Annotated in this window: 7 protein-coding genes; 4 read left to right on the top strand and 3 right to left on the bottom strand. The window is 40.8% G+C overall.

Annotated features, from left to right (window positions below):
* The first annotated feature begins 53 nt into the window (after nucleotides 1-53).
* Together E6H07_17725 and E6H07_17720 are read left to right on the top strand one after the other, a co-directional pair.
* A complete protein-coding gene (locus E6H07_17725) occupies nucleotides 54-1,664 on the top strand; it encodes a T9SS type A sorting domain-containing protein (protein TMI61739.1) in 1,611 nt (536 codons plus the stop codon).
* Between the two features lie 87 nt (nucleotides 1,665-1,751).
* Entirely contained in the window at nucleotides 1,752-2,225 is a 474-nt protein-coding gene (locus E6H07_17720; protein ID TMI61738.1) for a hypothetical protein, read from the top strand.
* Nucleotides 2,226-2,485: 260 nt separating this feature from the next.
* Here the strand turns inward: E6H07_17720 and E6H07_17715 are convergent, their stop codons facing one another.
* Nucleotides 2,486-2,710 carry a hypothetical protein gene (locus E6H07_17715; protein ID TMI61737.1) on the bottom strand — a complete coding sequence of 75 codons (225 nt, stop codon included), beginning with the start codon at nucleotides 2,708-2,710 and terminating at the stop codon, nucleotides 2,486-2,488.
* A 79-nt stretch (nucleotides 2,711-2,789) separates the two neighbouring features.
* Entirely contained in the window at nucleotides 2,790-3,413 is a 624-nt protein-coding gene (locus E6H07_17710) for a YihA family ribosome biogenesis GTP-binding protein (GenBank protein TMI61736.1), read from the bottom strand.
* A 246-nt stretch (nucleotides 3,414-3,659) separates the two neighbouring features.
* Here E6H07_17710 and guaA point away from each other — a divergent pair, with 246 nt between their 5' ends.
* A complete protein-coding gene (gene guaA, locus E6H07_17705; protein ID TMI61735.1) occupies nucleotides 3,660-5,201 on the top strand; it encodes a glutamine-hydrolyzing GMP synthase in 1,542 nt (513 codons plus the stop codon).
* Nucleotides 5,202-5,232: 31 nt separating this feature from the next.
* Nucleotides 5,233-6,438, top strand: a complete 1,206-nt coding sequence (locus E6H07_17700) for an amino acid ABC transporter substrate-binding protein (GenBank protein TMI61734.1) — start codon at nucleotides 5,233-5,235, stop codon at nucleotides 6,436-6,438.
* Nucleotides 6,439-6,856: 418 nt separating this feature from the next.
* Here E6H07_17700 and E6H07_17695 read toward each other — a convergent pair.
* Nucleotides 6,857-13,224, bottom strand: a 6,368-nt coding sequence (locus E6H07_17695) for an HYR domain-containing protein (protein ID TMI61733.1), incomplete at its 5' end; no start/stop codon positions are given.

Here is a 13,224-nt window from a genome sequence, read left to right as displayed (position 1 = left end):
TCCATCCGTTTTTAGTCCGCCCTGTGAAACCAAAAATTAAAATCCTCCTTGTTATGAAAAATCTTTTAAAAACTGTTCTCGTGATACCGGCAATGGTACTTGCCATCGTATCCACAGCACAGGTGCCTATTATGAACAGCCTGCCCTCTGCACCAGCAAATACACCTACAATATTGTTAGACTTCGATGGTCATACTGTTGTAGGCACAAGCTGGAACTTTGGTGGCCCGATTGTTTGTGGCGCTGCTGCCTTGGACAATACTCAAATCACTGAAGTCTTTAACAGGGTTTCAGAAGATTACCGGCCATTTATGGTAAATATTACAACTGACGAGACAAAGTATGCTGCTGCACCCATCAATAAAAGATCAAGGGTCATCCTTACCGTTTCAAATTCCTGGTACGGAAATGGCGCTGGCGGTGTGGCTTTTGTAAATTCTTTTACCTGGGGTGATAATACACCCTGTTTTGTGTTTACAGCTTTATTCAACTATAATGTAAAGAACATTGCTGAAGCTACTGCACACGAAGCCGGGCATACGTTAGGTTTATATCACCAGGCGAAATATGATGAAAACTGTGTATACGTATCGGACTACAATAACGGAGCCGGCACAGGTGAAATAGGCTGGGCGCCTATTATGGGTGTCGGTTATGCCCGCAATTTCACTATCTGGCATAACGGTCCGCTTGCAGGGGGTTGCAACCAAACTCAAAATGATCTTGATGTAATTACATCTGCTGCCAATGGCATTGTTTTTCGTGCAGACGATCACAGCAGTACCTTTAACCAGGCAACACATGCTAACTTCAGTAATAACCAGTTTAATGTTCAGGGTATTATTGAAAGAAACACTGATCAGGATATGGTCAGATTCAGCCTGCAGAACGGTGGCCGTTTTACTTTAAATGCAGTTCCTTATAATGTAGGCACTGGCAATGTAGGTTCTGACTTGGATTTGCAGGTAAGCCTTTATAGCAACGCACAAACATTAATAAACATCTACAATCCGGGGGCATTATTAAGTTCAGTAATTGATACTGTTCTTAGTTCCGGTACTTACTACCTGCGTGTAGAAGGTAAAGGAAATGCTTTTGCACCGGCTTATGCAAGCCTGGGTTCATATTCACTGCAAGGCAATTTCACCGGCGGTGCACTTCCATTACGTCGTCTTGAACTGAATGGAGTTGTCCGTGGTAATAAACACCAATTGAACTGGGTGATAGATGCCGATGAACAAATAACAGATCTTGCCCTTGAAATTTCAACTGATGGCAGAAACTTTGAATCATTGACACAATCCGATGTGCAGGCAAGAGCATTTGCATACACCCCTTTTACAGCCAATAATTCTCAATACCGCCTGAATGTAACTTTTGATAATGGCCGTCAGTATTATTCAAATATTGTAAGCCTTCGTGGATTTGATAACAGATCAAAACCACAATTGGCGGGTACTATTCTTTACACAAATACAATTACTGTAAGTAGCCCCGGCACCTATCAATATACCGTGCATGACATAACGGGTAAAATTGTAAGTCGTGGTAATCTGAACAGTGGTGTCAATAAAATCACATCTGCAAGTCTTGTAAACGGGATGTATATCATCCGCTTTACAAAGGATGATGAGCAGTGGATAGAAAAATTTATACGTCAATAAACGCTTTTTGGTCCCGGTTTGAGGGACAATAATCCGTACCCTTTGTATATTAAAAGGTTTTCCTGTAACTTAGGAAAACCTTTTTTTATGCGTTGGAGAAAATTTAATGGCGACCCTATCGAATTTCCCATTCATGAGGCTGTTGAAAAAGCTATTCAAAGGGAAACAGCGAAAGGCTTCCATCTCAAAGTCTGCATCGGTACCGACTCTCAGGTAAAAGGACGTGAAACAGAGTTTGCAACAGTGATTGTTTTTTTACGTGAAGGACATGGCGGGTTCATGTTTATTCACAATGAAAAAACAAAACAACAGTTTACCATCAAAGAAAGAATGCTGATGGAAGTAGGCAAAAGCATTGAAATTGCCTACGAACTCTGCGACCTGTTTACCGTGTACGACGTGGATATGGAAGTGCATGCTGATATTAACACCAATCCGCACTTCAAGAGCAATGATGCCTTGAAAGAAGCGATGGGTTATATCCTCGGAATGGGATTCGCATTCAAGGCCAAGCCTGAAGCATTTGCCAGCAGTAGCTGCGCAAATAAAGTAGTAAACTGATTTTAAAATTTCAGTTGAAGACCCGGAGTCACTTAATTCCGGGGTGTGTACCTGTCTCTCTTATTTTTCCTACATAGTTTCTAAAACCAATAAGTAATGTTGAAACTAATTAAGGGTTTCGATGATTTGCAATGCTCTTTTATAAACTCTTTTTGAGGATTTTCTCTATTTGTTGAAAATTATTCAAATAGCAGTACGATAAAAAACTAGAAAGCTGACAAAATCAGAATCCCTAGGATGATGAGAGATCAATGCCCGAATTAGGGCTGGGTAGTTTCTTCTGCTAAGGACTTTTTCCCCAGTTCTTTTGATAACTGGGTGTCTATACTTTTCACCAAAGCTGTTTTTTCAGCTACTGGCAAGGGACGGAAACCGGAGTAAAATCGCTCCATATCCTTGCTGTCTTCATGGGCTAAGGAAAAAGTGATAAACACAAGTACAAACAGAACAACTACGATATGACGGTCTGAGATAAACTTGTTCATTAATGGTTCTTAATGGGGTGCAAAATACTGCATATATCGGAAAAAAACATACCACTAATGAGTTATTTTCCACTAATTATTAAGCTATACCTGCTGTTGTTCCAATGTATTGCAATAATTCTTCACGTCCCTGTTTAGATATAGCCGAAGTAACAAAGATGATTGGTAATTGAGCCCAGGTATTTTTCAACACCTGTGAAAATTGCTCTATATGCCTTACTGTACGGCCGGGTTTATTTTTATCTGCTTTAGTAAAAACAATAGCGAAATGAATCTTCCACTCGCCCAATTGATTAATAAATTCGATATCGATCTTCTGCGGTTCATGACGACTATCGATCAATACAAATACTGAAACTAAATTTTCTCTTTTGCGGATATAATCTTCAATCATTTTTCCCCAGTCTTTCCGCATACTTTTTGAACGGGATGCATAACCATAGCCGGGCAGATCCACTAAAAACCATTTTGCAGGCTTTGCATTTTTCGTAGCCGTGGAAACAATATCAAAATGATTGATGAGCTGCGTTTTGCCGGGAGTACCTGATGTTTTTGCAAGGCTTGTTTTATTACAGATCAAATTTATCAGTGATGATTTGCCCACATTACTTCGGCCGATAAATGCAAACTCTGGCCTGTCGGGTTTTGGACAATTATCCACTGAAGGATTGCTGATTACGTATTCTGCTGACCTGATTTCCATTTTTATAAGGCTGCAATATACACTATCGGAAATAGGGAGTGAATTTCGATGTGTATTGAATGATATTCTGCTGCCGAAGGGCTGCGGGACTGAAGCAAGTACCCCGGTGAAGCACTTCGACAAGCTCAGTGTGACAGCCAGTGCGAAGCTTTGTGCCGGAGTACTGTGTAAGGCCCGAACCAATGTTGAGATATGCAATTGAACCCACAGCCCCAACTCACTTCACTTTCTTACCTTCGCTGCACTATGAACGAAAAAATTCTGATCCTTGATTTTGGCTCACAATATACCCAATTGATAGCCCGTGCCGTAAGAGAAGCCAATGTGTACTGCGAAATAATTCCCTGGCATAAAAATTTTATTTACGATGAAGGATTGAAAGGAATTATTCTTTCTGGTTCACCTTTTTCTGTAAATGATGCAAATGCACCGGATGTAAATGTTCAGGCAATGATTGAAAAATTGCCGGTACTGGGTGTATGTTATGGTGCCCAGCTTACAGCAAAACAATATGGTGGCCGGGTTGAAAAAAGTAATAAACGGGAATACGGCCGTGCCCATTTGCATAAACAAAAAGAAGATATCCTGTTGGCTGAAGTAAGTGAACAAAGCCAGGTATGGATGAGCCATGCCGATACTATACTTGAACTGCCAGATGGATTTGAACTACTGGCAACTACTGAAAGTATCCCTGTTGCCGCTTTCAGAAAATTACAAAACGGTGTTACCCTCTCTCCTCTTTACGGTTTACAATTTCATCCTGAAGTATATCACTCCACTGAAGGAAAGAAAGTTTTGAAAAATTTTTTAGTTAATATCTGCGGATGCTCACAAAACTGGACACCCGAACATTTTATTACCGATACGGTTGATCTTTTGAAAAAACAAATCGGCGACCGGCATGTAGTAATGGCTTTAAGCGGTGGTGTTGATTCAACCGTTGCTGCCACATTGATCAGCCGTGCAATTGGCAGCAGGCTGCATGGAATATTTGTAGATAATGGTGTATTGCGCAAAGGTGAGTTTGAAGATGTATTGAAGATGTATGCTTCAATTGGGTTGAATGTAAAAGGTGTGGATGCGAAAAACCGTTTTTATACAGCGTTGGCTGGTAAGGATGATCCTGAATTAAAAAGAAAAACAATCGGCAGATTGTTTATTGAAATATTCCAGGAAGAAGCGAAAAACCTGCAAGGAATTGAAATGCTTGGACAAGGAACTATTTACCCGGATGTAATAGAAAGTGTTTCAGTGCATGGCCCTTCACAAACTATTAAATCACATCATAATGTGGGAGGCTTACCTGAACAAATGCATTTGGAACTGGTAGAGCCATTACGTTTCCTTTTTAAAGACGAAGTAAGAAAAGTGGGACTGGAACTTGGCATACCGGCTGATATGATCGGCCGTCATCCCTTCCCTGGTCCGGGGCTTGCAATACGCATATTGGGTGAGGTAACGGAAGAAAAAGTAGAGCTGTTGCAAAAAGCCGATGAAATTTATATCCGTGCCTTAAAAGATAACAACCTGTATGCAACGATTTGGCAGGCCGGGGCTATCTTACTTCCTGTAAAAAGTGTAGGTGTAATGGGTGATGAAAGGACTTATGAATATACTCTTGCATTAAGAGCTGTAACAAGTGTGGATGGAATGACGGCAGACTGGGCACATCTCCCTTACAGTTTTTTAGCTATGCTTTCAAACGAGATCATTAATAATGTAAAAGGCATCAACCGGGTGGTATATGATATAAGCAGTAAGCCACCGGCTACAATTGAGTGGGAATAGAGAGAGAAGGATATTTGATACTGGATATTGGATGCCGGATGTTGACCGAACTTTAATTCATACTATGAAGAAATTATTATCATCAGTTTTTGTACTCACTGCATTTTTATTTTCGGTACATGCACAAAATGTCGGCAATGGAAAATTGAAGATCGCCGTGTTGATGCCTATTTATCTTGATTCTGCTTTTGATGCGATGGATACATACAGGTATGATAAAACCTTTCCAAAATTTATCAATCCCGGGCTTGAGTTTTACGAAGGTGTACAGTTGGCCATTGATTCATTATCAAAAGAAGGGGCAAATTTAGAAGTACATGTTTTCGATACCCGTTCTTCCACAACATCATTAGCTGCTAACCTGGAGGCCCTCGTTCAGGACAGTGTTCAACTCATCATTGCACAACCCGGCGGCACTGAAATAGGGCAGATAGCCGAAGTTGCAATGAGAAATAATATTCCTTTTATCAATGCCACTGCGCCCATCAATGGTGGAGTAACAGGCAATCCATTTTATCTCCAGCTTACGCCAACGCTTAAGACGCAGATCGAATCACAGTATAAATATCTACAGAAATATTATTCGCTGAACCAGCTTGTAGTATTTCGCAAAAAAGGTACAAGAGAAGATGAGATAAAAAATTATCTCGATGATGCCACCAAAACAACTGTAGCTATTCCATTGAAATTAAAATATGTTGACCTCCCGGATAGTTTTACAATAACACATTTAACCCAGCATCTTGACTCCACTAAAAATTTTTTGTGTATTGGCGGCAGCCTGGATGAAAATTTTGGTATGCGGCTGAGTACACAGCTTGCTTCCATCAGCAAATCTTATAAAGTTACTTTAATGGGCATGAGCACCTGGCATAATATCAATTTTACAAAACCAGAATACAAAGGACTCGATATTATTTACGGTACGCCTTTCTATCATGCCAAAACGGATAAAGCAAGTGTTTCAATTACCAATCATTTTGCTACAAAAATGTATGCAAGACCCAGTGATATGGTTTTTCGTGGCTATGAAGTTTTCATGCGTTATGCCCGATTACTGATACAGTATAAAAATGAAATAGCTTCACAGTTAGCTTCCAAACAATATAAGGTTTTTAATGAATTCGATATTCAACCCGTATTAAACCGCAGCACATACACCATGGAATATTTTGAAAACAAACGATTAAGTTTTGTCAAATGGAAAGATGGTTTGGTTACCGGAGTGAACTGGTGAGTTGAGTAGTAGATGCTGTATGCTGGTACTGCATAATCACATTACTATCTGTTACTTTAATATTAAGGAGTCCGTCCTAAAAACTGAACACTACTAATAAAAGGATTGCAAGAACCGCTAAGATGAATTTGCGGAAAATCTCAACAGATCTTGATAAAAGCATCTCCTTTCTATACAAGTCATATTGCCCCGACCTTTTCATAATGCTACTAATTTGTTGAACAAATGATTTATTTATTCTCTTAGCAGGGTTATTCAAACAGTATGCTAAAGTTTAATCAATGATTTTTCTTGTTCGAAATAATGACCAGGAGTTGACAGAATTCATTCTTAATGATGAAACAATTCCTGATATTGAGAAAAAAAGACCACTCAAAACTGAGTGGTCTTAGATTATAGTCCGAACCGTTCTCGAATTTTATTGTTTCATCACCTGTAGCATTTTCACTTCGCTGCCCTGCCTTACCTGAACAAAATACATTCCACCGATCCAGCCATTGCCGAATTTATAATTTCGGTTTGATGTGCCTTTTACCTGGTGAACGATTGCGCCTTTCACATTATATACCACAATCTGTACTTCATCATTACTACCTCCCTCAACAAAGAGGTTGAAGTTAGTTTCTGAAGGATTAGGGAAAGCCTTGGCTGTAAGCGGTGTAACTATTACAGGTTTAGTTTCTGTTTCAGCAGTTGACTTCATTCCACCAGGGCCTGAACTAACAAGATTACTACTGCCCACACTAAATCCGCTATGTACCTGTAGGTTGCCTCCACCCAGTTTCATCATCTGTGTCATACTGCCTACCCAATTACTTGACCATATAACATTTGCGAGTATACTTGGGTTAGCATTTCCGGCTACGATCACAAAGGAGATCGAGTCATTTACACCAGGCTCTCCATTATCGATCATCTTAACATATAACATCCTGTTTCCACCAAGGTTAGGATCAGTTGATAAAGGATTAGTAAGATCCTTTAAGGTAACCTTTGAAACATATTCAGCAGTTTGCCTGTTCGGATTAGTTGCATTCACACCTAATGACTGCATTGAGTTTGCTTTGATTTGGTAATTATGTACAAGCCCGTCACTTTCAGTTCTGCGGAAGATGATGTTCATGCTACCCTGCAAGTTCTTACCGCCATTACCAAACTTCACATTGAAACCGAAATTAGCTTTCTTGCCATCGTCCGATGCTTTGGTACCAACTGACTCATTCGGTATAATATAACCGCCTCCTGTAATGAAATCGCCTACAGGCAGATAAACGGTCAATACCACATCGTCATCATCGCTGTTCCTGATATAGTATCCGTAATCGACAATGACACCCACTGTTACTTGTTTACTTGGAGTGCTTGAGCTTAACCCGCCAATTAAGTAGCCCGGGCCAGTGAATATAGCATTACCGATCTTCAGATCAGATGGATCAACAAGGTTTACAGTCAACCATCCTGAAATTGGTGCGTCAGAATTATCACGATCAACAAACATCACTTTTGCATTCCTGATATCACCAGGATAATTATCAAATGCCGGATCAGCAGGAGATTGTGGTACTGTAATATCCATGATCTTGGCACTTAACGTAAAGTATGCTGAATAGGTTGTAGCATTTGCTGTTGCTTTAATGATATCTCCATTATAAGTGATCCTCGCATCTTCCTGTTTGATAGTAAGCGTTTGATTAGCCAGAGCCGGAACTGTATAAGCTGAATTCACATTGCAGAATACAGCGCTTACAGTTTTATTTCCGGGCGACATCTGACCGACAATACCTTCTAATAATTTCTCAGTTAATACACCTACAAGGTCAGCACCAACAATATTCATCTTCACCTTACCCATCAATTGAGTACCTACATAGAATTTCACTGAGTCAGCTGCTTGTGGTCCGCATGGGCTTGCACCACCTGTGATTTTCGCACAGAAGCGGACTGTATCACTGTACTGTTGTGCAGTAGTAGCAGGATCTGTCGGAGTTAACAGCGGGTTACCAGTAATTGTAAGTGATGATGTAGTTGCAACGGAACCTACCGTTACATTGAATGAACAGGTTGCTGTATTACCTGATACATCTGTTACTTTATACGTAACTACAGTTGTTCCAATCGGGAATACTGAACCACTTGCATGTGCAGAATTCAGCAAGGTTGTTATAGCTCCCGGACAATTATCCGTGCCCACAGGTGGTGTATAAGTTGCTACTGCACCACAAATTGCCGGGTTATAGATCAATCCTGTTATATTTCCGGGGCAACTGATAGCAGGTGCCTGATTATCATTTACCGTTACAGTAAATGAACAAGTTGTTGAATTACCAGCAGGGTCTGTTGCTTTCCATGTTACAGTTGTTAGTCCTTTATTAAATACTATGCCTGACAAACTTGATGCGTTAACATAACCAACTGTCGTAGTCATTCCACTTAGAGAATAGCTTAATGTATAGCCACAGTTGTCAAAAGCGGATGTTTTATCAAACTCATACCCTGAAGTTATATATGTACAGACATTAGGATTAGTGTTTCTTACCTGGTTCGCTTTACAAGTAATTGACGGTGCCTGGTTATCTACAACTGTTACAGTAAAGCTGCATGTAGCACTATTGCCCGCCGCATCTTTTATTACATAAGTAACTGTTGTTACGCCAACATTAAATGTTTTAGTTCCAACAAAATTGATTCCTGTAGCAGGCGAGCTTCCGGATGTTGCACCTGAGTATGACCATGTCTGACAAACCACCCCGCAATTATCAAAAGTAGTTGGGCTAGGTACCGCTACACTTGCATTACATACTCCTGCATCTGCATTTTGAGTAATGTTAGTTGGACATGTAATAGTTGGAGCTGTATTATCGACCACTGTTACCGTGAATGTACAGGTTGAACTATTTCCTGTAACATCGGTAAACTTATAAGTAACCGTAGTTATTCCTTTAGGGAATGTTGCACCCGGATTATGGCTAGGCAATACCGATACTGAGCTACAGTTGTCTGTTGCCGTTGGCGCTGTCCATGTAGCTGTCTGATCGCAGGTTGTTCTGCCAACTCCTGTATAAACAGTGATATTGGGTGGGCAATTAATGTATACAGGTGCTGTTACATCCTGTACCGTGATCGTTTGTATACAGGTTGAACTGTTACCTGATGGATCAGTTGCTTTCCATGTTCTTGTGATCGTGTAATTATAATAATTGCTGTATGCAGGGTTTGCACCTTGTGTACTTGTTTCTGATTGTGTGATCGTCACATTTCCGGTTGCACAATTATCCGTTGCTGTTGCTGTGCCTGTTGCTCCAGATGTATTATTATCCTGGCAGTTCACTGTTGTATTGCCTGGACATGTAATGATCGGCGCTGTTACATCCTGTACAGTTATCAGTTGTACACATGTGCTTGAGTTACCTGATGGATCAGTTGCTTTCCATGTTCTTGTGATTACATAATTATAGTAATTGCTATACGCAGGGTTTGCACCTTTAGTGCTGGTCTCACTTTGTGTGATCGTCACATTGCCTGTTGCACAATTATCCGTTGCTGTGGCTGTACCTGTTGCTGTCGATGTATTATTATCCTGGCAGCTCACTGTTGTGTTTGCAGGACATGTAATGATCGGAGCTGTTATATCCTGTACTGTTATCAGCTGTACACAGGTTGAACTGTTACCTGATGGATCTGTTGCTTTCCATGTTCTTGTAATTACATAATTATAGTAATTGCTGTACGCAGGATTTGCACCTTTAGTGCTTATCTCACTTTGAGTGATCGCAATATTCGCTGCACCTGCACAATTATCCGTTGCTGTGGCTGTACCTGTTGCTGTCGATGTATTATTATCCTGGCAGCTCACTGTTGTGTTTGCAGGACATGTAATGATCGGAGCTGTTATATCCAGTACTGTTATCAGCTGTACACAGGTTGAACTGTTACCTGATGGATCTGTTGCTTTCCATGTTCTTGTAATTACATAATTATAGTAATTGCTATACGCAGGGTTTGCACCTTTAGTGCTGGTCTCACTTTGTGTGATGGTCACATTGCTCGTTGCACAATTATCCGTTGCTGTGGCTGTACCTGTTGCTGTCGATGTATTATTATCCTGGCAGTTCACTGTTGTGTTTGCAGGACATGTAATGATCGGAGCTGTTATATCCTGTACTGTTATCAGCTGTACACAGGTTGAACTGTTACCTGATGGATCTGTTGCTTTCCATGTTCTTGTGATTGTATAATTATAATAATTGCTGTTCGCAGGGTTTGCGCCTTGTGTACTTGTCTCGCTTTGTGTGATCGTCACATTACCTGTTGCACAATTATCCGTTGCAGTTGCTGTGCCTGTTGCTCCGGATGTATTATTATCCTGGCAGTTCACTGTTGTATTGCCTGGACAGGTAATGATCGGAGCTGTTATATCCTGTACTGTTATCAGCTGTACACAGGTTGAACTGTTACCTGATGGATCTGTTGCCTTCCATGTTCTTGTGATCGTATAGTTATAATAAGAACTTAATGCAGGGTTGCCACCTTGTGTACTTACATCAGTTTTTGAAATAGTAATATTTGCTACAGGTGTACAATTATCTGTTGCAGTCGCAGTACCCGTATTAGAAGGATAAGATGACGCATTACAGTTAATTGTAATAGCGGTTGGACATGTGATAACCGGCGCAGTCACATCCTGTACTGTTATTGTTTGTACACAGGTTGAACTATTACCTGATGGATCTGTTGCTTTCCATGTTCTTGTGATTGTATAATTATAATAATTGCTGTTCGCAGGGTTTGCGCCTTGTGTACTTGTCTCGCTTTGTGTGATCGTCACATTACCTGTTGCACAATTATCCGTTGCTGTTGCTACTCCTGTTGCTGCTGAACTGTTATTATCCTGGCAGTTTACAGTTGCGTTCGATGGACATGTGATCACCGGTGCTGTTACATCCTGTACTGTTATTGTCTGTACACATGTTGAACTGTTACCTGATGGATCTGTTGCCTTCCATGTTCTTGTGATCGTATAGTTATAGTAAGAACTTAATGCAGGGTTGCCACCTTGCGTACTTGACTGTGATTGTGTGATCGTCACATTACCTGTTGCACAATTATCCGTTGCTGTTGCTGTGCCTGTTGCTGTTGATGAGTTATCATCCTGGCAGTTCACGGTTGTATTTGCAGGACATGTAATGATTGGCGCTGTTATATCCTGTACAGTTATTATCTGCACACATGTAGAACTGTTACCTGATGGATCTGTTGCTTTCCATGTTCTTGTGATCGTATAGTTATAGTACGATGCAAGTGCTGGATTTCCGCCCTGTGTACTCACATCAGTAGAACTGATAGTGATATTAGCCACCGGTGTACAATTATCAGTTGCTGTTGCTGTACCTGTGTTAGCTGGCAGACTTGATGCCTGGCAATTGATTGTCGTATTTGCCGGACATGTGATCACCGGTGCTGTTACATCCTGTACTGTTATTATCTGTACACATGTAGAACTGTTACCTGATGGATCAGTTGCTTTCCATGTTCTTGTGATTGTATAATTATAATAATTGCTGTTCGCAGGATTTGCTCCTTGTGAACTTGTTTCTGATTGTGTGATCGTCACATTACCCGTTGCACAATTATCCGTTGCTGTTGCTACGCCTGTATTTGCCGATGTATTATCATCCTGGCAATTTACTGTTGCGTTCGATGGACAAGTGATCACAGGTGCTGTTATATCCTGTACAGTTATTGCCTGTACACAGGTTGAACTGTTACCTGATGGGTCTGTTGCTTTCCATGTTCTTGTGATCGTATAGTTGTAATAATTGCTGTTCGCAGGATTTGCGCCTTGCGTACTTGTTTCAGACTGTGTAATAGTAACATTACCCGTTGCACAATTATCCGTTGCTGTGGCTGTGCCTGTTGCTCCAGATGTATTATCATCCTGGCAGCTCACTGTTGTGTTTGCAGGACATGTAATGATCGGAGCTGTTACATCCTGTACAGTTATCAGTTGTACACATGTTGAACTGTTACCTGATGGATCAGTTGCTTTCCATGTTCTTGTGATCACATAATTATAATAACTGCCGAGAGCTGGATTTGCTCCTTGTGTACTTGTCTCGCTTTGTGTGATCGTCACATTACCTGTTGCACAATTATCCGTTGCTGTTGCTACTCCTGTTGCTGCTGAACTGTTATTATCCTGGCAGTTTACAGTTGTGTTCGCAGGACATGTAATGATCGGTGCTGTTATATCCTGTACTGTTATCAGCTGTACACATGTACTTGAGTTACCTGATGGATCAGTTGCCTTCCATGTCCTTGTTATTACATAATTATAGTAATTACTGTTGGCAGGGTTTGCTCCTTGTGTGCTGGTCTCTGATTGGATGATCGCAATGTTCGCTGCACTTGCACAATTATCCGTTGCTGTTGCTACACCTGTATTAGTTGATGTATTATTATCCTGGCAGTTCACTGTTGTGTTTACAGGACATGTAATGATCGGAGCTGTTACATCCTGTACAGTTATCAGTTGTACACATGTTGAACTGTTACCTGATGGATCAGTTGCTTTCCATGTTCTTGTGATCACATAATTATAATAACTGCCGAGAGCTGGATTTGCTCCTTGAGTACTTGTCTCAGACTGTGTAATGGCTACATTACTCGTTGCACAATTATCCGTTGCTGTTGCGGTGCCTGTTGCTGTCGATGTATTATTATCCTGGCAGCTTACTGTTGTGTTTGCAGGGCATGTGATCACCGGTGCTGTTATATCCTGTACAGTTA

Source organism: Bacteroidota bacterium (assembly GCA_005882315.1).
In the GTDB taxonomy this organism is placed as follows: domain Bacteria; phylum Bacteroidota; class Bacteroidia; order Chitinophagales; family Chitinophagaceae; genus VBAR01.
This window is presented reverse-complemented; position numbering and strand designations above follow the sequence as displayed.

Coding starts and splice junctions, on each gene's coding strand:
- E6H07_17725 (TMI61739.1), top strand. CDS start 54: ATGAAAAATCTTTTAAAAACTGTTCTCGTGATACCGGCAATGGTACTT.
- E6H07_17720 (TMI61738.1), top strand. CDS start 1,752: ATGCGTTGGAGAAAATTTAATGGCGACCCTATCGAATTTCCCATTCAT.
- E6H07_17715 (TMI61737.1), bottom strand. CDS start 2,710: ATGAACAAGTTTATCTCAGACCGTCATATCGTAGTTGTTCTGTTTGTA.
- E6H07_17710 (TMI61736.1), bottom strand. CDS start 3,413: ATGGAAATCAGGTCAGCAGAATACGTAATCAGCAATCCTTCAGTGGAT.
- guaA (TMI61735.1), top strand. CDS start 3,660: ATGAACGAAAAAATTCTGATCCTTGATTTTGGCTCACAATATACCCAA.
- E6H07_17700 (TMI61734.1), top strand. CDS start 5,233: ATGCCGGATGTTGACCGAACTTTAATTCATACTATGAAGAAATTATTA.